This is a genomic window from Mycobacterium sp. OAS707 (assembly GCF_014873705.1).
Taxonomy (GTDB): domain Bacteria; phylum Actinomycetota; class Actinomycetes; order Mycobacteriales; family Mycobacteriaceae; genus Mycobacterium.
The window spans coordinates 1,986,152-2,007,058 of sequence record NZ_JADBDS010000001.1; the positions used below are offsets into that span (position 1 = coordinate 1,986,152).

16 protein-coding genes are annotated in these 20,907 nt (G+C 61.4%); 7 read left to right on the forward strand and 9 right to left on the reverse strand.

Annotated elements, in window-relative coordinates; all coding sequences use genetic code 11:
* Positions 1-97 precede the first annotated feature (97 nt).
* Both GGC64_RS09825 and GGC64_RS09830 read right to left on the reverse strand, forming a co-directional pair.
* Positions 98-796 (reverse strand): bifunctional 2-polyprenyl-6-hydroxyphenol methylase/3-demethylubiquinol 3-O-methyltransferase UbiG, encoded by a 699-nt coding sequence (locus tag GGC64_RS09825; RefSeq protein ID WP_225951228.1) that lies wholly within the window; start codon positions 794-796, stop codon positions 98-100.
* Positions 797-828: 32 nt separating this feature from the next.
* Complete coding sequence (locus GGC64_RS09830) at positions 829-2,139, reverse strand: nucleotide sugar dehydrogenase (protein ID WP_192722173.1); 1,311 nt, start codon at positions 2,137-2,139, stop codon at positions 829-831.
* Positions 2,140-2,970: 831 nt separating this feature from the next.
* On the opposite strand from GGC64_RS09830, the gene GGC64_RS09835 reads away from it, so the two are divergent.
* A complete protein-coding gene (locus tag GGC64_RS09835) occupies positions 2,971-3,492 on the forward strand; it encodes a low molecular weight phosphatase family protein (protein WP_370582062.1) in 522 nt (173 codons plus the stop codon).
* Between the two features lie 40 nt (positions 3,493-3,532).
* On the opposite strand, the gene GGC64_RS09840 is transcribed toward GGC64_RS09835, so the two are convergent.
* Both GGC64_RS09840 and GGC64_RS09845 read right to left on the reverse strand, forming a co-directional pair.
* Positions 3,533-5,707 (reverse strand): acyltransferase family protein, encoded by a 2,175-nt coding sequence (locus GGC64_RS09840; protein WP_370582043.1) that lies wholly within the window; start codon positions 5,705-5,707, stop codon positions 3,533-3,535.
* Positions 5,708-5,767: 60 nt separating this feature from the next.
* Positions 5,768-7,228, reverse strand: a complete 1,461-nt coding sequence (locus GGC64_RS09845; protein ID WP_192722176.1) for an O-antigen ligase — start codon at positions 7,226-7,228, stop codon at positions 5,768-5,770.
* A 798-nt stretch (positions 7,229-8,026) separates the two neighbouring features.
* Here GGC64_RS09845 and GGC64_RS09850 point away from each other — a divergent pair.
* The 3 genes from GGC64_RS09850 to GGC64_RS09860 are packed head-to-tail and all read left to right on the forward strand — an operon-like array spanning position 8,027 to position 11,673.
* Positions 8,027-9,034 carry an NAD-dependent epimerase/dehydratase family protein gene (locus GGC64_RS09850; protein WP_192722177.1) on the forward strand — a complete coding sequence of 336 codons (1,008 nt, stop codon included), beginning with the start codon at positions 8,027-8,029 and terminating at the stop codon, positions 9,032-9,034.
* A gap of 6 nt (positions 9,035-9,040) precedes the next feature.
* Positions 9,041-10,285 carry a glycosyltransferase gene (locus GGC64_RS09855; protein WP_192722178.1) on the forward strand — a complete coding sequence of 415 codons (1,245 nt, stop codon included), beginning with the start codon at positions 9,041-9,043 and terminating at the stop codon, positions 10,283-10,285.
* A complete protein-coding gene (locus tag GGC64_RS09860) occupies positions 10,282-11,673 on the forward strand; it encodes a UDP-glucose/GDP-mannose dehydrogenase family protein (protein ID WP_192722179.1) in 1,392 nt (463 codons plus the stop codon). The genes GGC64_RS09855 and GGC64_RS09860 overlap by 4 nt, the downstream gene beginning before the upstream one ends.
* On the opposite strand, the gene GGC64_RS09865 is transcribed toward GGC64_RS09860, so the two are convergent.
* Positions 11,560-12,972, reverse strand: coding sequence for an O-antigen ligase (locus tag GGC64_RS09865; RefSeq protein ID WP_192722180.1), 1,413 nt, complete (start codon positions 12,970-12,972; stop codon positions 11,560-11,562). The genes GGC64_RS09860 and GGC64_RS09865 overlap by 114 nt on opposite strands.
* Before the next feature lie 190 nt (positions 12,973-13,162).
* On the opposite strand from GGC64_RS09865, the gene GGC64_RS09870 reads away from it, so the two are divergent.
* A complete protein-coding gene (locus GGC64_RS09870; protein ID WP_192722181.1) occupies positions 13,163-14,404 on the forward strand; it encodes a hypothetical protein in 1,242 nt (413 codons plus the stop codon).
* Here the strand turns inward: GGC64_RS09870 and GGC64_RS09875 are convergent.
* A complete protein-coding gene (locus GGC64_RS09875; RefSeq protein ID WP_192722182.1) occupies positions 14,401-15,204 on the reverse strand; it encodes a glycosyltransferase family 2 protein in 804 nt (267 codons plus the stop codon). The two genes, GGC64_RS09870 and GGC64_RS09875, sit on opposite strands and share 4 nt — an antisense overlap.
* Complete coding sequence (locus GGC64_RS09880; RefSeq protein ID WP_192722183.1) at positions 15,201-15,944, reverse strand: YveK family protein; 744 nt, start codon at positions 15,942-15,944, stop codon at positions 15,201-15,203. The genes GGC64_RS09875 and GGC64_RS09880 overlap by 4 nt, the downstream gene beginning before the upstream one ends.
* A 150-nt stretch (positions 15,945-16,094) precedes the next feature.
* Between GGC64_RS09880 and GGC64_RS09885 the strand changes: the two genes are divergently transcribed.
* The gene (locus GGC64_RS09885; protein WP_192722184.1) at positions 16,095-16,859 is read left to right on the forward strand and encodes an SGNH/GDSL hydrolase family protein; all 765 of its coding nucleotides are present in this window, start codon (positions 16,095-16,097) and stop codon (positions 16,857-16,859) included.
* A gap of 10 nt (positions 16,860-16,869) precedes the next feature.
* Here the strand turns inward: GGC64_RS09885 and GGC64_RS09890 are convergent, their stop codons facing one another.
* Positions 16,870-18,231 carry a hypothetical protein gene (locus GGC64_RS09890; protein WP_192722185.1) on the reverse strand — a complete coding sequence of 454 codons (1,362 nt, stop codon included), beginning with the start codon at positions 18,229-18,231 and terminating at the stop codon, positions 16,870-16,872.
* A 228-nt stretch (positions 18,232-18,459) separates the two neighbouring features.
* Between GGC64_RS09890 and GGC64_RS09895 the strand changes: the two genes are divergently transcribed.
* Entirely contained in the window at positions 18,460-19,104 is a 645-nt protein-coding gene (locus tag GGC64_RS09895; protein ID WP_192722186.1) for an FkbM family methyltransferase, read from the forward strand.
* A gap of 13 nt (positions 19,105-19,117) precedes the next feature.
* On the opposite strand, the gene GGC64_RS09900 is transcribed toward GGC64_RS09895, so the two are convergent.
* Positions 19,118-20,422: a sugar transferase gene (locus GGC64_RS09900; RefSeq protein WP_192722187.1), complete on the reverse strand. Its 1,305-nt coding sequence runs from the start codon at positions 20,420-20,422 to the stop codon at positions 19,118-19,120.
* Positions 20,423-20,907 lie beyond the last annotated feature (485 nt).

The window sequence follows — 20,907 nt, forward strand, 5'->3', positions numbered from 1 at the left end:
GGAATGCGCAAGAGGAGACCGTATAGGCGCAAAATTCGAACCGGCCGCAGCGAAGCCTAGCGGACTTCACAAACACCCGAAATTGCGGGTCCATTTTTCAGCGGATTTTCGCGAATATGAAAAAATCAGCACAGCTGGTGTTGTCGGGGTCTCGTACCCAGTACGGGTACAAGTTGCGTATCGTCTGTATCAGCTCGAAATCGGGCTCGTTCTGCTCAACCCATGGAGTGAATCGCCGGTGGCGAATATGTTGACTCGGCCACTCTCTTTCGACGTTGCTTGAATAGATGATGACGAATCTCGTTGCCGCATCGAATAGTCGCCGCATATATACTTCAAATTGCTCGTCCTCGACAAGATGATAGACAACATCGAGCGAAAGGGCGAGTTCGGCGCGCTCATCGGGTGTCACTTCACTGGTATGCAAGAAACGAATCCCTGGGACGTCAGCACACCTGCGCCGCGCTGAGTCCAACGCTATTTCGGACAAGTCGACTCCGGTATATTTCGGGTATTTCGCCAAACTCAATTGGGCGCCGTCACCCGAACCGAACTCGATAACGCTTTTGATCTCATTCTCAGCGACAAACCCGTTAAGGACCTCGGCTTTGAAGGCCGCAAGTCGACCGTATGACCCCGGGCCCGAGTTACCGCCCTGGCGGTAATTCTCCGCCCAATACTCGGCTGATGAACTGAATCGGGGGGACCCTTTTACGGCGTTCCTTAGTCTGAAAATGAACTTTCCCACCCGCGGCGTTCGCGTAAGAATCTCGGCCAGCAGGTTCTGATACTCCACGTGGTGGCGACTCAATCTGGCTGAGGGTCGCGTCACGGGACCGCGCAATGGTCGATGCCAAGGCGATACGTTGCGTCGAGCACGATGGGCTGGTCCGCAAGCCACCTGTGGTCGACGTCAGGATGCAACGTGTGAACGAGCACAAGGTCGGGTGCTGTGGTCGCCGGCTCCTCAACGTTGTCGAACCGGAGCCCGCCGGGCAGATTCACCCGCGGCACGTACGGGTCGGAGTAGCTCACGTGCACACCCAGCGCATCGAGACTCGAAAGAATCTGGAGCGCAGGAGATTCCCGTAGATCGGCGACGCCTGCCTTGTAGGTCACGCCGACTACATGGACCGAGGCGGTGCGCAGTGCCTTGCCGTGTTGGCCGAGTACGTCAGCGCAACGCCGCACCACCTCCGCCGGCCTGGCGTCGATGCACGACATGGCTTCCTCGACAAGCGGCGCACGGTGGTGCAGTGCACGCAGCTGCCACAACAGGTAATGCGGATCGCAAGGGATGCAGTGCCCGCCGACGCCGGGCCCGGGGTAGAACGGCATGAATCCATATGGTTTGGTAGCCGCAGCCTCGATCACTTCCATGGCATCGAGGTCGAGAGCCCGGCTCACAGAGGCCATTTCGTTTGCAAGCGCGATGTTTACGGCACGGAAGGTATTCTCGTAGAGCTTCGTCATCTCCGCCGCCTCGGCGGAACTGACCACGTAGACCTCGGCTGCAATCCTCGCGACCACTTGGCTGGCCTTTGCAGCGCATGAGGCGCTCGCACCCCCAACCACTCGTGGCACCCGGTCAGCGGGGAACCGCTCGTTGGCAGGGTCAACGCGTTCCGGGCTGAACGCCACCGCGATATCGCGACCGACTAGGAGGCCTCGGCGTCGTAGCGGCTCGATGAGAAAGTCACGGGTGCAGCCCACGTAGGTAGTCGAGCTGAGTAGGAGAAGCTGACCGGGTCGCGCATAATCGACGACGGTCGCGCAAGCGGAAGCCAGCGCGCCGAGATCCGGGGCGCGATGCTGGTCGACGGGGGTCGGGACACAAATCGCCACAGTGTCAGCGCCGCTCAGAATCTCGAAGTCATGCCCCACGCGAAGTCGCTTGCCATCGAGTGCCCCTCGCAGGCGCAAACGATCGCGGTCAAGTATGTCGACGTCGAGCGCACGGATGGCATCGAGACGGGACTGGCTGATGTCAATACCTTCGACGTCAGCACCGGCGGCGACGAACGCGAGCGCGGTGGGCAGGCCGACATATCCGAGCCCAACGACAGCGACGCGGCCCAGCGGAAGGGCTGACCGGGAAGAGTCGGATCGCGAGGAATCAAATGTTTCGGCGAGAGTCATCTAGACCACCTCTAGCGTCAGATAGCAACCGCCGTCGAACGCGCGGCGTCGACCCAGCAGCGAGGCTGTGTGATTGACTTCCAGTCCCGGCGCCCGAGCCGGGATATGAGTGGTCGACAAGTGCCAGCTGGGTCGGCGCTGACGGCCCACCGATGGCGTTCTCGCGCGTATGTGCTGCCCCCGTGTTTGCATGTAAAACCCCCAGTGTCGTGCGGCGACACGTAGCTGCCAAGAGGTGGCCTGACAGCGCGGCCGTCGTTTGGCCCGCCAGTGGCAAGCCACCTAGCAGATCCGAACTACCGGCCATCCCCAATCTTTCAAGCAAACCGTAGCGTATTAACCAACCGCCGATCGGCGAATCAGGTGTTTCCCTATGTTTTCGGTTTTTGCGCCGGTAGTAGGCCTGTTTTGCGCCGCGGGCGACCTCGGCAACAACTCCGAGGATATTTGCGACAATTGCGCCAGTTGGCTCAAAATAAATGTCGGCGTCAATTATGCAATTGTCTGCGCTGGCAGCCTGCGCCGCGTTCGGGATGGGGCCCGGATACCCTCGCGCGGCGATAGCTGCGGTGAGCGCGTCTGCTCGCTTCGCACCCGGCGATCGGGCTCGGCGCCTGCATCCAACGAACGGAGCCGCTGCGCCCGATGGCGCTCAGTGGAGACTTCGGTCCGCAGCCTGGCGCTCGGCGCCGGAGCCGGTGACACGTGCATCGACCGGGGTGGATAGGGAGATCGGACGAGGCCAGTACAGTGCTATTGCGATCCGATGCCGTTCAGGTGGGCGTCGCAAGGTCTGCTGTGAAGTGGAGGTTCGCTGTGCACGTCTTGTTTGTGTGCACTGGAAACATCTGCCGGTCGCCGATTGCCGAGCGACTCGCCGCCGCCTATGCCGCTCAGTCTCAGGTTCCGGGACTCAGTACCTCCAGCGCTGGTACCCGCGCAGTCGTCGCGCATCCGATTCACCCCGAGGCGGCGCTCTACGTCGAGAAGCTGGGTGGAGACGTCTCCAACTTCGCTGCGCGACAACTCACATCGAGGATTGCTTCGGCTGCCGACCTTGTTCTGACTATGACGGCTAGCCACCGCGACAATGTGCTTGAACTCGCTCCGCATCAGCTCCACCGAACTTTCACGCTGTGTGAAGCCGCACGACTCGCCTCAGAGTGCAATGCACGAACTGTCGCAGAGCTCGCGGCGGTCCGCCCGCAGTTGGCAAGGCACGAAGTGCGGGACATTCCCGACCCCATTGGTCAAAGTAGAGAAGTCTTTGCGATGGTCGGCTTACAAATCGCGGAACTCCTGCCGCCGATCCTCGAGCTTGTCCGGCGCTCCGCCCCTGTCGCGTCCGATTAGCTGGTAGTACCACCGACGCTTGACGCGCGCTCAGAACCGTTCAGAAAACGCCGGCGGACCGCAATGACTCGCCAAGTACAGGAGAGATCATCTCCTCGTAGGCCTGGGTCGAGTGCACCGCATCATGTTTCGTCGGTGTCGAATCCACAAAACTTGGACACAACCCGTCCTCGCTGCAAAACAAAGGTCTGGAGTCCACCCACACCCCGCCCACGGATTCGGCAAGGCGCCGCTCAGTCGCAGCCATCGAAAGCCACTTAGTAGTGATGCGGGCGATGCAATCCGCCGGGACACTTGCGCGATTGCCATAACAATCTTTGATGTCCTTGTCCTCGTCTAGGGGAGGCGCGGACAGCCACGCAATCTTGGCGGCGCTTTCGCGGACCTTGTCGACCATCTGACGCACCGATTCAATCCACTCGTCCGGCGTCATTGCCTGGTCAACACCAACCCGGCGATAAGGTAAGTAGCTGTTCGAGATAATCACGACGGTCGGCTTATTCGCGTTGATGTAATCGACGGCGTGTTGCTTGCGAGCAGGGCAAGCATCGATCAAGGCCTGATCCGTGGTGAACACCTGGTCGTTGTTGAAAGGGCACCCCGCCATCGCCTCGACGTGAACCTGGATCTCGTCACCGGAGTTCAAAGCCAGTGCGCGCAGCGAATTAGCATAATGCGCGGCGACAGAGTCGCCTACCACGACGATCCGGGTCGGCGCTGACGGTGAACCCCATGTGCACTCTTGATCACCTGGGGGCGTAGCCCAGAGGCACGGCTTCATTTCATCCGGCCAGGTCTCGGCGATGGCCGATTCCATTGACGGATTGAGCTCCGGCCACTCGGTGGCGGAGAGCGCTGTCGTGATTTGCTGTTGCAGCGCCGACGCCAGCGGCCCTAGTTGCGCTCCGGCCGGTTTCAGTGGCATGTCCGATGAGGCGTCCGCCGCCGGCGGCGGCGACCCATGGACGTGATCAGCAGGCCGCATCACGTAAGCGGTCAGGGCCACCAACAACGACGCCATGACCGCGACGGCAGCGTAGCGGCTCGACTTCTGCGGACGGAAGCGGCGGCGACGTATCTCCCGAATCGTGGAGCGGACCTTTCGCCAGTCGCCGTACCGCAGCGGATTCTCGACGAAGTGATAGGACGCGATCGCCGAACCGGATATGAGCGCCACGGCCACGAGAGAGAAGGAGATCCCGCTGGGCATGAGCGCGCCGAGGATGACGATGACGGGCCAGTGCACCAGATACAGGGAGTACGAGATGTTCCCGACATAGACGCTGACCCGGTTTCGCAGAAACCCTTGTGCCGGTTCGCCTCCCACACCCGCGGCGATGACGAGTGCCGCACCTGTCACCGGCAGCAATGCCCACGGAGCCGGAAAACCCACTGACTCCTCACCGATCAGAACCACGCCCGCGGCGATGAGGCCGAGCCCGGCCCACGACAGCCACGGCTTGACCGCCGCCGGTATCCGGGCCAGCACTCCGACCGCAGTCGCCAGCAATGCACCAACGCCCAACTCCCACACCCGGGCGAAAGTGCTGAAGTACGCCCAGGTCGGGGATGAAGCGGTCTCTAACAGCGCCCACCCCAGCGAGACCGTTACGACGCACGCCATCACGAACCCAGCGATCCCCATCCGGCGACTATGCGTCCACGCCTTGCGAGCGACAGCAAGCCCGATAATGAAAATCAGCGCGGGCCAAACGAAGTAGAACTGTTCTTCGATGGACAGCGACCAGTAGTGCTGAATCGGAGAGACCACATCACCGGCTACGAAGTAATCCGTTTGCTGGACGGCGAACTGCCAGTTCGACATGAAGATGAACGCGAAGAAGGCATCCACCCCGACTTGGTTGGCCCGGAAGGGCAGGAACACCAGTACAGCTGCCAGGTAAGTGAGGACCAGCACGACTGTGGCGGCCGGAACGATCCGCCGGACCCGATTCCAGTAGAACTTCTTGAACGATACGTTCCCGCGAATCTCGGCCACTCGCAGCAGGTTTCCGGTGATCAGGAACCCCGAAATTACGAAGAACACGTCCACGCCGATGAAGCCGCCCCGCGGCCACCCGCACAGGTGAAACGCGAACACCGTGAGGACCGCCACCATCCGCAGTCCCTGAATATCCAGGCGCTGATGTCCCCGCACGCCTCGCCGCCGACGGCGCCGTGATTTGTGTTGGACCTCATTTTGGGTGGTCGCCACGTTCAACCCCGATGTTTGCCCGTTGCGGAGAATATACCCAGCAACCCCTCTGTAGGGGGTCTAGCTTCCACTTTTGAGAGCAAGGCCGCTCACATTGTCGCGCGGTGGCTTGGGGCGACGGATCCAACCGAATCGAGAGCTTTTGGCAGTCCGGTGCCTACCCCGGACAGGTAAAGGCGATATCAGCTCATCTGAGACATCCGGATGGTCCATAGTTTGATCGCCTGACAATCGCCTGACCGCTGGGTAGCTGAGAAGTGCGCCAGGAACGATCCACAACACCCAATCGGCGCTGTCGATGGGCCAAGGCCGCTCGGTCACCGCCAGTAGGAACACCGGAAGCAGCACGCATCCCACGACTAATCCATACGTTCGGCCGGCTTGCCAAACGAGGACAGCTAGAAGGCCTACGAACAGCAGGAGCCCTATTACACCCGTCGTGAACAGGACGTGGAGCCACTGGTTGTGGGCGGAGTAACCCATGGAGATGTGGAGGCGGCCCGCATCCACCACATGCTGCCAACCCAACATTCCGGTGCCATAGATCAACGTAGCCGGATCAGATAGCGCGTCCTTCACCAACATCCACATGTGGCCTCGCTCAGAGAGGAAACCTGGATCGTTGATCACGAACGGCAGCGCGAAGCCGGACACGAACGAGACTGCCAGCACAAGATTGAGCAGGGCTGTCCGTTTCCGGGCCGATACCGCCTTCCGGATGTTCGGCCGCAGCAGGATCAGGACGACAAACGTTAGGACCGCCGCCGCCATGCTTGACCGACTTCCCGACAGGAGGACCATGCCGAGCAGATAGGCACTCAGTAGGGGGCCTTCCCAGGAGGCGAACCCGATGTAGACGAATGGCATTGCAAGCGTGAGGAATATTGCGAACGCGTTCTCGTGATGGAAGATGCCTCGGAACTGGAAGCCGAGAATTCCGCACTTGTCCCAGGGGCATGGCATAACGCTAAAGTCTTTGTGCACCACAATCGCGAAACCGCTTGCAATCGCTGCGATCACGCAGAACGCGCCGATGCCCACATGGACTCCCAGCCCGCGTGGCGCGACGGTGCACGCCACCAGAACGGCCAGCATCAGTCCGGCCGCCGGGCGAATTGGGTTATCTCCGTTCAGAATTGTTGAAACGATCGAGATGATGGCGAGCGCAAGGGCCAGCACTGCCGCGGGGTTATATATGTTTCGGAACTTGTTCCGGCGCAGTGTTAGGAAGAAAATCGCCGCGCAAACGGCGACAAGCACCGCACCTACTCCCATTATCAGCAAGTTCCCCCAACGGGGCTTGAGCTCCATGTCTTGGTATTGCTCGGTTACGAGGTCCCATGCGCCCGAATAGGTCACCACGACATATGCAAGGCCGAACAACACAACCGACAGCGCTCCGAGCAGAGCGGCACTGTCCCACTCAGAGGCTGCGATTGTTTTCTGAAGCGCGTTGAGCAGCACGAGGAACGCAATCGCGGAGACCGCAACGACTGCTGCAGCTGTTGCGGCGTTGATCATCGGTCGTCCACGGTGGTAGCGGCGCGCAGGTGGCCCTGCAATTTTGCTTGCCGCGGCATCGACAAAGCCGTCCCGAAGCCCCGAGCAAAGTCGTGAATGCGAACAGTGCGGACACTGCGGCGTTGTGGCAATCTCCACCTTCCCCGGGCGCCCACAGTCCGCGGACACCCCACATGCGCTTTGGATGCTGTGTGTAAGCGTAGCCACAGCGAACTCTTAGCCGATGCAAAAGCCCCGATAATCAAGGGACTGACGTGAGGAACACTGGTGGCACAGCAACGGTGCACAAAGAGATGTGGATGCCGTCCTAGCCGACCAGAACCGTCATCGACTGGTCGATCGCGTCCACTCGAAAGTCGTGCTTGGGACGCGGACGACGGCCATGATCTGCGCTTCGCGAAAAGCAAGTCCTATCGAATGGGCGAAGGCAGGCGGGAGTCACGACAGTTTCCGGGCGTGAGAACCGGACGAAAACTACTCGACTAAATAGCGACGGTACATGTCCGCAAACTCAACATCACTGCGGGCGCATGCACTCCTCCCGTCGATCGCAAAGATTAGCGAACAAATATTGACGGTGGCGTAAGTCAGGTTATTTCTACGCTCGCCCCCATCGCACCTCGTCAACCCACGCTGATCCGCGACGTCAAACCCGGCGACGCGTGGAAGCTTGGCAACGCTCGATGTCTGCGCGATGATGAAGCGAATCGTTCATTTTGGCAAACGCGAAAGACGTCGCTGCGCTATCTTGAGCGAAGGGGGACGGCGTCGTTCCAGCGCACGAAACGGGGGTTGGTCGTGGGAAAGCAACAGACGGTCTTGGTTGCCGGTGCAGGAGGTTTCATCGGGGGCCACCTCGTAGCCACCCTGCTAGAACAGGGCGCCGAGGTGCGGGGCGTGGACATCAAGCCTCTTCATGAGTGGTACCAGCTGCCCTACGGGGTGGATGCCGTGCAGCTCGACCTATCCAAGATCGAGGCGTGCCACGAGGCGGTGCGCGGGGTCGACACGGTCTACATGCTCGCCGCTGACATGGGAGGCATGGGTTTCATCGAGAGCCACAAGGCCGATTGCATGCTGTCCGTGCTGACCAGCACCCATATGCTGCTGGCGGCGCGGGACGCGAACGTTGGTCGTTACTTCTACTCGAGTTCGGCCTGCATCTACCCGCTGCACAAGCAGACCAGCGCCGACGTGGCCGCGCTGAAGGAGGCGGACGCCTATCCCGCCATGTCCGAAGACGGCTATGGCTGGGAAAAGCTGTTCACCGAGCGGATGTGCCGGCACTTCCTCGAGGATTTCGGCCTCGTGACCCGGGTGGCGCGCTACCACAACGTCTACGGGCCCAATGGCACTTACGACGGTGGCCGCGAGAAGGCGCCGGCAGCCTTATGCCGAAAAATCGCCGAAGCCGAACTCAGTGGACACCACGAGATCGAGATATGGGGCGACGGCGAGCAAACCCGAAGCTTCATGTACATCGACGACTGCGTTGAGGGCACGCTGCGAATCGCCGCCGGCGACAGCATCGAGCCAGTCAACCTCGGCAGCAGCGAGCTCGTCAGCATCAACCAAATGGTGGACATCATCGAGCAAATTGCCGGCATCCACGTCAAGCGCACCTACAAGCTCGATGCGCCACTCGGAGTTCGCGGACGCAACAGCGACAACACGATGATCCGCGATATCTACGGTTGGGAGCCCTCGACCACGCTTGCCGACGGCCTCGAGCGCACCTACCGGTGGATATACGACCAACTCGTCACCCAGGGCGACGCGTACGCCATGCAGAAGGTGGCGCTGTAGGCCCAAATGACGCCCAACTTACTGACTTTCGGCATCTCTTATGCACCGGAGCCGATCAGCACCGGGGTAAACACCACCTGGCAAGCAGAAGCGCTGACGGAGCTCGGCTGGGACGTCACGGTGGTCACTGGAATCCCACACTATCCGTGGTGGGAGGCCCGTCCGGCGCCACCGATGCCGCCTGACTACCCCGTCCAGGTAATCAGGCGTCGGCACCACGTTCCCCCGCGACAGAGCGTGGGCCAACGCCTGCTGTACGAAAGCAGTTGGGTCGCTTCATCTTTGCCGGTGCTGACCGCTCGGCGCGAAGTCGATTTGGTAATGGGAATCGTGCCCAACCTCGGGGGCGCCGCGCTCGCCGCCGCGGCAGCTGCCAGGTATCGCGTCCCCTACGTGCTCCTGATTCAAGACATCGTGGGGCGGGCCGCAGAGCGCAGCGGCATCAGCGGCGCGGGCCGAGTGGCCGGCTCGGTTGCGAAAGTCGAGACGTGGCTTGCGCGGCGGGCCAGCGCAGTAGCTGTGGTCGCCGACGGTTTCCGCGACTACTTTGTGCAAGGGGGTGTCGACCCCTCACGTATTCACAGGGTGCGTAATCCCGCTCGACTCAAACCGCCCACGGAGGACCGCGCAAGTGTGCGCCGTCGAATGAATTGGGCCGAAGAGGATTTCATCGTTCTCCACTCGGGGGCGATCAGCTACAAGCAAGGCCTCGAGGGCTTGCTCAGAACGGCCGACCATGCCAGGAATCAGCCCCATCTTCGTTTCATCCTCCAGGGGGAAGGAAGCATGCGGGCTGAGCTCGAGTCGATGGCGCAGCAGCTGCAGTTGCCCAACGTCACGTTCGCGCCGCTCGCTCCGGAGGAGGAGTACTCCAGCATCCTGGCAGCCGCTGATGCTCTCCTGCTCTATCAGCGCCCGACAGTCCGCAACATGTCTTTCCCAGCCAAGTTGGGTAGCTACTTCGCCGCCGGCGTTCCGGTTATCGCGGCAGTAGACGAGGAAGACGAGACGGCTACCGAAATTCGTGGCGCGAACGCCGGCATCGTCGTAGCGCCCGATGATCCGCAGGCTCTGCTGTCAGCCATCGACGCCCTGCGCCGGAGCCCCGAGAAGGCTGCGTGTCTCGGGGCGGCCGGACAAACCTATGCGGAACAAAAGCTGAGTCCCGACGCAGCCATCCAGCGGATCAACTCGGTTCTTCAGCAGGCACTTTCAGATGGACCGGAACTTCTTACGGGGGAAAAGAAATGACCAGGTATTCGGTGGTTGGGCTCGGCAAGCTCGGCGCCAGCATGGCCGCGGCGATCGCGTCCCGCGGACTGGATGTTGTTGGAATCGACGTCAATCGCCGGGCCGTCGACCTATTGAACGAAGGAAGGGCGCCAGTCCAGGAGACCGACCTCGAACAGTTGATACAGGAGAATCTGTCGCGACTGAGGGCCACGAGTGACTTCGCAGACGCCGTCCTGAATTCGGACGTCACCTTCGTCGTCGTTCCGACCCCGAGTGACGACGACGGTGCCTTCTCAATCGCGTACGCCGAGGAGGCGTTTCACGAGATCGGCCGTTCGCTTGCGCGCAAGGCCGGCTATCACCTCGTCGTGCTGACGAGCACCGTCTTGCCCGGAGCCACCCGTTATGGCCTGATACCGGTCATCGAACGGGCGTCGGGCAAGGTCTGTGGACGAGACTTCGGCGTGTGTTACAGCCCCGAATTCATCGCATTGGGTTCGGTGATCCGGGACTTCCTGCATCCAGATTTCACGCTGATCGGGGAGTTCGACAGTCGAGCGGGAGAGCTTCTGCAGCAGTGCTATTCGGAGATCATGAAGAACAGCCCGCCGGTGCGGCGAATGAGCCTGGAGAACGCCGAGCTGACGAAGATCGCATTGAACTCGTTCGTCACCACGAAGATCACATTCGCGAACATGCTGGCGACAATGTGCGAACGCATACCTGGCGGGGACGTCGAAACCGTCAGCGACGCTCTCGGCCTCGATCATCGAATCGGCCGGAGTTATCTCACGGGCGGCATGGGCTTTGGTGGGCCGTGCTTCCCCCGCGATAACGTCGCACTGGGCTTTGTCGCGAGGGCCCTGGACGCGACAAATACATTGCCCGACATCGTCCACGGCTTGAACGAGGCCCGCCCAGACGTCCTGATTGAGCGTTTGCAACCGCACCTCCGCCCTGGCGTCAAAGCGTCGGTACTAGGACTCTCCTATAAGCCTCTTTCGCATGTGATCGAGCAGTCACACTCGACGAAAATCGTCCGCCGATTGCTGAACCTCGGTGTGCGAGTAACCGCCTACGATCCCCTCGCAGGCGAGGCAGCACGTGCGGAATTCGGCGAGTCGGTGCGGATCGCCGAAACCGTCACTGATTGTCTCGAGGACGCTGAAATCATTCTGCTGACAACGCCAGATCAAGTCTTTCGCGCTTTGACCAGAGAAGAACTCGGGCGCGCTGCTCGAGGCGCCGTCTTCCTGGATGTGTGGCGCTTACTGGACCCAGATCTGGTGACGTCAAGTGGCCTTCGCTACATGGCCACGGGCCGAAGCAGTCAAGATGCGTTGAACGCCTCCCGACTCGAGGCGCTGTGGGGCGATTCTGACGTGCGCGCGACGATGGCCGTTTAGATCCTTAAGACCGCTCGCATTAGCGGTTGCAACCAACGCCGCAACACATCCCACCGTGAAGTACAGTTCGCGGTCGACTATCTGGTTTTCCACCACGCCGAGAACCAGCCACACAGCGATGGATATCGTCAGGAAGCGCGCCAGGAGAATTCCGTTGCGCGATAGCCGGCGGCAGTCTCGCAAGATGCAGAGAAAGTAGGCGAGCATGCCCGCCACGAGCACGACTCCACCGGCGGCCAGGAGTTGCAGGTAGATGTTGTGCGCTTCACTGATGTGCCGTATGCCAGCACCGAACAGTGGATACTTCTGAAAGTCGGTCCACGCCTGATCCATTAGTCCAAGGCGCATTTTGTCGCTGCGTTGCGCTTCGTACGGGTCACCACCGCCGGTGAACCGGAGAAACCAACGCCGGTCATCAGCAAGCACCGTAGACAGCAGCACAGTCCCGGCTGCAACCAAGACGGTTGCGCTGACCGCGATGGCTCGGACGATGGCGCGCTTGTTTGGCAGACATAGCACCGAGACCGTGACTATCAAAGGTGAAATTGCTTGAGCGCCACGGGATCCCGAGGCAAGCAGGCCCGCGAACAAGGCGATGAGTGCGATGGCGGAGATCCAGGTTCGCCCTCTGCGCCCCATGAAATAGATCGCGAACGGTAGCGAGATCGCGCATATCAGTCCGAGCATATTCGGATGATCCGCCAGCCCGGCCTGACGCTCACCCCACCGGTAGTCCAACGGGTTTGCGATTTCGCGGTGGTAGGTCAGGTTCGACGCGATATGGGTCAGCCTCAGACTGTCGGTCATGGCCACGACGCAAGAGACCGCAACCCCTGACACGTACGCGCCGATCACCCATTCCACAACTCGGCGTTCAATGGCAGCGCTCGCGGTGATGGCCAGCGGAACAACGTACAGGGCCGCCAGCCAGATCAGCGCTTTATGAACGTTGTCCGGGTTCTGCTCCTGCACCTGCAACCTCAGCACGCGCCACGGGTCTCGGGGTGGGTCGAGTTGCCGAACGAGTAGGCACACCGGGATGACCACGGCAGGGATGAAGATCCACCCGGGAATGCTGATTGGCCGACCGCCGAGAACCACGATCGGAATGGTGACAAGAAGCGAGAGCGCGAGTAGGTAGTCAGATATCGCGAGCTGACCGCCCAGCGGCTTCACGATCGACCACGTGCACGTGAACGAAGCGAGTAGCAACGGGACGAGGGCGAGCCGGACCGCAACGGTATTACGCGGACCAGCTAACAGCTCGTCCTGCGCCCGGTAAGACTCAGTGGTGACCATGCTTCACGGTGTTGGCATAGGCTTTGCGACCTGTTCGGATTCTCGTAGCAAATCGCTCTGACCGCTCGAATCAGAGACTACACTCAGCCCTGCAAATGCGCATGACAGTGGTCGACGTCCGCGTGGGCAGCCAGTTGACCACGGCGCGGCAGAAGGGGTGCCGGTGAGCCAGGCGGCCAAGGCAGCAAATGTGACGAATCGTGGAGGCGGGCGTATCGGCGCCGGGCTGTCCCGGCTGTTTGGCTTCGGGCTGTCCGTGCTCACTCTCGGAGTTCTGTCCCTTGCAGCCATTCCCGCAATGATCGCCACCGACGGCAAGGTGGCCTGGGGCGCCATCGCGCTGGGACAAGCCATCGGCACGAGCGGCGGTGTGATCGCCGCTTACGGCTGGGGACTGTTCGGCCCCGCCGAAGTCGCCACTGCCACCGCGTCAGAGCGGCGATCCGGATACCTCGAGTCGGTGACGACCCGGATGACGTTGGTCTTGCCGGTCGCCCTGGTCGCGGCCGCTCTGGCATCTGCGTTGGCGCCTGGCTGGCCGATATTCGCAGCGGTCGGAGCAGTTTCAGCCACCAGCATGGGACTCAGCGCAAATTGGTACTTCGTAGGCTTAGCGCGGCCCTACACCATGCTACTGCTCGAGACACTTCCTCGGGCATGCGGTCTCGCGGCAGGAATAGCCTTGATGGACAACGGCTTCAGCGCGGTGACACTGCCTGCTTGCGCGTTGGTCGGGATGCTCGCTGCGTTCGCCATCTCGACAACGTGGATCTTGCGCTCGACAGCACGTGAAGGTGCTCACCGCGTTCGCGCTCGTGCACTGCGCGAGGTACTTTCTGCACGCAGGCACGGCGTCGCGGCCGACTTTGCGATGACGACCTTTGCCGCCGCACCGCTGATGATCGTGTCAACCGTCGCTCCAGCGATACAGCCCACGTTCGCGCTCGCGGACCGGTTCGGTAGACAGGCGGATGTCGCCCTCGCGCCGGCGCGTACCGTGCTGCAGGGATGGGTCCCGAGAGCCACCGGCGCAGCGCGCGCCAGACGCGTGCGGACCGCACTTCTGGCGTCTGTCGGATTCTCCATCGCCATGGGTCTCGGGCTGGTGGCAGTCGGCCGCGCACTCATGAGTTGGCTTGGTAATGGCGAGATCTCGGTGTCAACGGGGGTGGTCGTGCTGATTGCCGCCTGCATCGCCCTGAACTTTGCCGTGCGCGCCTTTGAACTTGTCGCGCTAGCACCGTCCGCCAGGCTCGACGTCGCGGCCAAAGCAATCGTCGCGAGCGCTGTGGTCGGCCTGCCTGCGGTTGGGCTCGGCGCGGTGTTCGCAGGAACTTCCGGTGCGCTGGGCGGTGTCCTGCTCGGCCTTGTCGTCTGCGGTGCTCTCGAATTCGTTCAGTACGCCCGCAGCGTTCGACCGAGCGAGTCTTAATCCGCTGTCGATCGAACAGCGCGAATAATCGGCCAAGTCAACTGCGCCAGACGCCTTCTGGACATCAGATACTCCGCGACGTAAGAGCGTCCTCGGCGCAGCAGGCTCTGCAGAATGCTCCCGTACCCCGTGTGTAAGACGTCGCGCTGCACACGCACGCATTCTCGTGCATGGCGCACAGGGTGGCTGTGCGAGAAGGATTCCCCGCCGCGCTGGGCGACGACGAGGGGATCGTCGATGTAACTGCAGCTCTGATCGCGCAGGAAGACTCGGCAGATCGAGTCGTAGTCGCCGACGATGCGGTATGTCGTGTCATAGGGAACCTGCTGGTGAAGACGGCGATCGAAAAAGATCGCCTGATGCGAAGTCGGGTTGCTATGGCGGATGTAGGTTTCGACTCTTCGTGGCTTCTGGATCACGCAGTGCCCGTGAGGATACTGAAAAAGGGCTCCGCCCAAGATCATTGCGGGCATCCGCGGCAGATCGGCAACTGATCGCGCGACGCTGTTCAGGGTGTTGTCGGCGGCGAAGCAATCTCCTGAGTTGAGAAATCCGACATAGTCGGCGCTTGCCTGGGCCAGACCCGCATTCATGGCATCGTAGATTCCGTCATCCTTCTGAGATTGCCAGTAGTCAATCGACCCCTGGTATTCAGCGATGACGTCGAGTGTGCCGTCGGTCGAACCCCCGTCGATCACAATCCACTCGTATTCAGCATCCCTCTGTGCTACAACCGATTTGGCCGTTCGCGCAAAGCCCTCCTTGTTGTTCAGCACAACAGTGACTATGGAGAACTTCACGGCCCGACCACCTTGGCCGGCTCGCCGTCCAAGCCCACCGCTCGACCGTTACTCGGCGGTCCATCGCCGGTCGAATCCGCTGTGCGCAAGGTCGAGTCGGCACCGCTCGCGTCACCGACCTGCGTAATTCGCCCGTCTCGCAGCAACACTGCAAGGGCAGCAACGAACAGACCGATCGTCGCCGCTAGCACGACATTCATATTGGTCGTTGGAGCAACGGGTTCACTGGCGACAGTTGCGGGTGTCACTATCGACAGTCTGGCGGCCGGCTCGAACCCGCTCGCTGGGACTTCTAACGTCGCGACCGCCCGCGTCATCGAGTCGGCGATGGCGGCGGCAAGCTTCTGAGCGGCGTGCGGGTTCGAATCGCGCACCGAGACCGTCAGCGTGACAACTTCGGGCCTACTCTGCACCGTAATCTTTTGACGCGCCTCTTCGAGCGACCAGTCAAGACCCGCAGCCGAGAGGGCGGGGGTGAGCACTGCTCCGGAATAGGCGAGCTGACCGTAGGTGTCGACCCGCTGCTTCGACGCCTCCACGATGTCGTTCTCCGAGGAGGCACCGGTGGTCCCCGCGGTGATGTAGAGGGTGGTGACGGCTTCGTACACCGGCTTCTGTAGCAATGAAAACGTAAGTGCGGCGTACCCGAAAACAATCGCCGTGCCGACGATGACCGCCCACCTCTTCTGAAGCAGCGCAGGGACGCTGTCCTTGCGCGCGCGCCAAGAGATGGTCGCCATACCCAGTCCTTCGGTTGTTGCTGACGTGGATCGTTCTCGGATTGCTGCTCTAAGAAAACCTTACTCGACCAGCCAGATATGCGGAGATGTATGATGACAGGCGCATGAGCGATAATTCGCTATGTTGATCCGGGCTCGAGAGGCCGACCGATGGCTACTGGTTCTGTCACCAAACGGAGGTGGCCGGGGTCGATCGTCGTGTTGAGCCTCATCACACTGATCGGCGGCGTGCTGTGGGCAAACCAGCGTGATCGGATCACGCCCCCGCCATCGGCGCCCGTCTCGCTCGAGGTACCGGCCGGTCAGGCGTATCCGACGTTCGCGGTGCTCGGCGACAGCTATGCGGAGGGTTATGGGCCTGGTTGGGCCAGCGGCTGGGTCCGCCTCCTCAGCGACAGGATGTGCTGGACGTTGACACCGGCCTCGGGCGAACACGGGGCCGGCATTCAGCACGGGACCGGTTTCACCACAGCGGGTCGCGATCCGGGGACGGCGCGTTATCTCGATCGGGTACCGGCGGTGACCGCGGGAAAGCCCGACGTTGTCCTTGTCGAGGGCGGTCTGAACGATCAGGGCGCACCCACGTCTGAGGAGATCACCGCGATCGCCGCGAGAACGTTTACCGCGATCAAGGAAAGGATCCCCACCGGCACGGTGGTCGCAATCGGCCCACTGATGACGACCGGACAGTACACCGTGCCGGAAGAACTGAGGCGCGTATCGGCTGCACTGGCCGCGGCCGCGGGCGAAGCTGGAATTCCTTACATCAGCCCTATCGACGAGCAATGGCTGGCCACCGATCCGAACATGTTCAGCTCAGACGAGATTCACCCGAATCGGGATGGCTACCGGGAGTTCACCCGACGGCTGATGGACGACTTGAAAACGATCGGTTTGACATCGTCCTGCAAGTAGCGGCGAAACCTTATGACAATCCGGCCAATTCGACTGCTGGTTGCTTCATGTACGACGGCGGATCGACGCCAAACAGCCGCAGGATGGTGGGTGCCACTGCCGTCAACGGCATCTTCTCGTCGATCCAACGCGGCATCGACGATTGCACCCAGAAGCAGCCGTCGGGGTGATGCACGCCGCTGCGCAGGCTGTGAATCCGGTAGAAGAGATTGTCGAAGCGATCCTGTCGCCCGTCGGGCAGTTCGACGAGTGTCTGGCCCTCGACATTCCAGTCATTTACCGCGCAACATAGCTTGACCCGCAACGGCTCGTTCTGCAGGATCCGGAACAGCGGTTCGTCGCCAATACGAGAAGCCTTGAGTCGCACCATCGCGTCGTCGACGGCCGGCCCGTCGGCAAAGGACAAGAAGAACTCGTCGGCCATGACGGGTTCTACTGTGGCGCTGAGCTTATCGATGCCCAGCGCCTCGAGTAACTGGTCGAAGTCGTGAGGCCGATACGTACACCAGGTGGTGTCCCACGGTTCTTGACTCAGGGCCGTGGCGAAGATCAACCGCTCGTTGGGGAAGTCCGATCGGAATCGGCCGATCAGACGGTCGTAGTTCTTGTATCCGGTGAGTACGGCATCGGACAGCGAGGGATGGTCCTCCGGCGGCGGTGGTATCGAAAAGCCCTGGGGCCGAAAGTTTCTCCAAAAGTAATGCTGGAAGTGGGCGGTGGAGTTCGAGAAGAACGTGGCATAGGCGACATCGTGACGGCGCATCAGGCTCCGAAACAAGTCATACGACATGGAATCCAGGACGAGGGAACGTCGCCACTTCAGTCCGGGATCGCGTCGTTCGTCGAGGAGTTGTCGAACTGCGGCGACTACAGTCGCCGCCGAAAGGCCGTGGCTTGCAAGGTAAGCGAGAAACGGGATGGCTGCTCGCTTGTCCAGCCGATCCGCGGAGTTCTCCTGCACAGCCGAGTTGACGAAATCGGTAAAGGCCCGCAGCGAAGCAGGATGCGGAGTCGCCTCGGGGTTCCACGGATCCGGCACGACAAACGAGTCGAGAGGTCCGTATTCGAGATTCATCGAGCCGAACACTCCGACCTTGAACCCGGCGGCCGCCAATTCGCGGGCCACGCCCCGGCCCTTGACACGGTTCGCCTCGCCGAGATCCCGTATGCCGTGTTCACTGTCGTCGATGCCGGTGTGAAGCGTCGGCCACTGGACCCAGGGGTTGAGACTGACTTCGTTCGAGGCATCCGTGACAAAGACTTCCGAACTATCGCGCAGCAGTCGGAAGTTCGGTAGCTCGCCGGCTTCGATGAACTCGTCGATCAAGACAGGACTCAGCTCGTTGAACTCAACCTGAATCGTTCGCTGCATCCCGATCCCCCTGCTCCCCTCGCAGTGCACAATACCATTTATTGGCGGCTAGGGGGTCCGTAAAGTGTTTGCTGGAGTTTGCCACAAGTTGAAGCTGCGTGCCGATATCCTGGCTGGGCCGAGGGAGTGAGGGTGAAGTTGGCGATCAGCGCGCGTGCCAGGGACCAGAACCGTCGATGGTTGCGAAAAGGAGCGGTCGTTCTAAGTCACCCGGCCTTTGTCCGGGCAATGGTCGGCCATCGCGTCGCCGCCGCCACCGAACACCTGGAGGCGATTCGTCTCTGCGCGGCCAACACCTTGGTCGATGTCGGCGCGAACAAAGGCCAATTCAGTCTTGCGTTCCGGGCTGTGCGTCCCGACGCGCAAATCATTGCCTTCGAGCCGTTGCCCGAAGCGGCTGACGTCTACGAGAAGGTCTTCGCCCAAGACGGCTTGGTCAGCATCCAGCGTGTAGCGCTCTCGACCAGCAGTGGCAAGGCGCAGTTCTACGTCACCGACAGGACCGACAGCTCTTCGCTTCTCAGACCGGCCAAGGGCCAGGACCGCTTACACCGAGCAAGGACAATCGAGGTGCCGGTCCGGCGACTCGATGAGTGCGTCGACGTCGCATCGCTCAATCGCCCAAGCCTGTTGAAGGTCGATGTGCAAGGCGGCGAGCTCAGCGTGTTTGCGGGCTGTGACGCGCTAGGGGAGTTCGACTTCGTCTACGCGGAGCTCGGGTTCGTGGAAGTCTACGAGGCCCAACCGCTATTCCGGGAGGTCGCAGAGTATCTCGCCGGCCGCGGATTCACCATCGCAGGCGTCTTCGATCAGATCGCCACACGTGAGTACGGACCAACTCAAGTCGACGCGTTGTTCAAGCGCACGCAGTGAATGGCCTTGCCGCTCAGCATCCGCGGCGAAGAAGCACCTCTCGGAATGTTCTGAGAATGATTTTGATGTCGAGCCACAGCGACCAGTTTTCGATGTAGAAGTTGTCGTGACGAGCCCGTTCGGCGATCGAGGTATCCCCGCGTAGTCCGCTGACTTGAGCGAAACCGGTGAGTCCCGCCTGGACGCGGTGACGTTGGGCATAGCGGTCGTACTGGGCGGAGAAAAGTTCGACGAAGTGTGGCCGTTCGGGTCTTGGCCCCACGAGCGTCATATCGCCGCGAACGATGTTCCACAGCTGCGGTAGTTCGTCGATCGAGGTGCTGCGCAAGAACCGTCCCACCGGACCGATGCGATCGTCGGTGGCTACACACCACTTCGTTTGCGACTCACACTCATCAGCAGGGCGCATGGAGCGAAACTTCAACAGCTCGAACTGTTTTCCGTCGCGGCCCACCCGTACTTGGCGGAAGATCACACCGGGGCCACCCTCTAGGCGGACCGCTAGTGCGGCAGTGATCAGCAGTGGCGACAGAACTGATAGCGCCGTGATCGCGAAAGCGATGTCGAAGGCCCGCTTGATCAGGCGTGCCGGCCCTTGAAGATTGGGATTGCGAATCCGCATGATCGGTATGGAGCCGATGTGATCGGCCATTCCGGTCTGGGTGTGGAAGTGATGCATCCGCGGGACCACGAGCAGGTCGGCCGCCTGGCACTCCTCGGTGCGCACCGCGTCCATCAACTCGCGTTCGTCGAAATTACCGTCAGCGACCAGCAGAGTGCTCGCGTTCGTCGTTTCGACGGCAATATCGAGATCAGACAGGCGGCCCAACCGAGGCAGGTGGTCTTCGGCGGGGAAGTGCTCGCCGTCGTCGACGAACCCGTCCACCTTGAGACCGTAAACCGGGTGCTGCTCAAGGATTTTGGCCAACTCAGCGGCCATGGGGCCGCCGCCGATCAGGATGGTGTGATACTGCGCGATCCCCCGGCGTCGCGCGAAACCGATCAGCCGGGTGGTGATGACACGGCCCACGACGAGCAGCGCGATGGCCTGACACGCGGTTTCGAGGAACGTGATGACCGCTTCACGTTGATGTAGATACAGAATCACCGCGGCCACCGCAGCGGTCGCGGTCAGCATCCGAGTCAGGATGGTCGGCAACTCATCCAGCACGCTCAGGTGCAACCGTGCGCGATAACGACCTCCGCCGGTCAAGAACAGGGTGCCCAGCACCGCCATCGCCACGACCGCGTGAACCTGATGCGGCCGCCATAGCAGTGGCAGCATGATCAGCACGAAGTCGACCAGCGGTACAAGCATCCAGGCCCGGACACGGCGCAGGACCCCTACCCCCACGGCCTCGGGTGGGGCCGTCAGGGATGAAGCTTCTCTTAGCGCAGCGGCGTCAAGTTGCGAAACGAGCGGGATCGGCCCGCTCGGGTGCTCTGATGTCCAAGGACCAGTCGGCCGGCCCGGATCGACGACGGTCATCGCAAGACCCCCGCATCGCGGCCTCGGCACACGTCAATCACGCGCCCCCGCGCGACGCTCGCCGTTAGCATCCTCAACCCCCCGGTTGTCGTACATCGGCAACTTTGCTGCTGAGAGTCCGGAAACGCTGCCCTGTCTTTTCGACCACTTCGTGCCTGCTGCAACCCCTCGTGCGAACCAACAGCACGGCCTCCAAACTTCTCAAAGTGAAACATAGCGTATTAACCAGGTAGTGGCCAGCGAATCAGGTGTTTCCCTATATTTACGTTCTGCTAACCCGTTCTACCTCGTATTAATGGCCGCTGGGCGACCGC